Below are 551 nucleotides of genomic sequence, written 5' to 3' on the forward strand. Positions count from 1 at the left end.
TTGCCTAAGCGCAGGTGTTAAGCCAGTAATACTGAACTAGACCTTTTTGTCCTGATACTTCCTTTTCCACCTCAAGAACACCTTTGTTGTGCTTTATAGCCTTGACTGAACCAAGGTTAGCCTTGTTTACCGTTACTAGCGCTTTATCAATACCGATACTCTTAGCCTTCGGTAAGGTAAGTTCTAAAATACGCTTTGCGTACCCTTTTTGCCTTTCTGATGGTTTGATCCCATAACCAATATGACCACCTAAAACCAAYAATCCATCGTTCAGCTCATGCCTTAGATTCGAGCATCCRACAACTTGCTCATTTTCGTCAACAAGCCAAAAGGAACTATGTGCGACAAAACCTGGAACCTGCTCACCTCTTGAGTARGCAGACAACCTATCAAGCAACGAAGAAAAGTCTTCATAATTTTCAGCTAATACAAACGGAACAAACGCCTCTTCTCTTTCAGAGAACTCACGTACCATTTCAATATACGACTCTTGATATTCTACCCTTGGAGTTACTAACTTCATCCTGAATTCCTCTGATATGCATAACGCC

The 551-nt window shown here is 41.4% G+C and carries 1 protein-coding gene; it reads right to left on the reverse strand.

Annotated features, from left to right (window positions below):
- Positions 1–4 precede the first annotated feature (4 nt).
- Positions 5–551 (reverse strand): GNAT family N-acetyltransferase (locus EJ063_RS20520; RefSeq protein WP_244225220.1); only part of this gene is annotated, 547 nt, incomplete at its 5' end.

The sequence above is a fragment of the Vibrio aquaticus genome (assembly GCF_003970385.1).
GTDB classification, from domain to species: Bacteria; Pseudomonadota; Gammaproteobacteria; order Enterobacterales; family Vibrionaceae; genus Vibrio; species Vibrio aquaticus.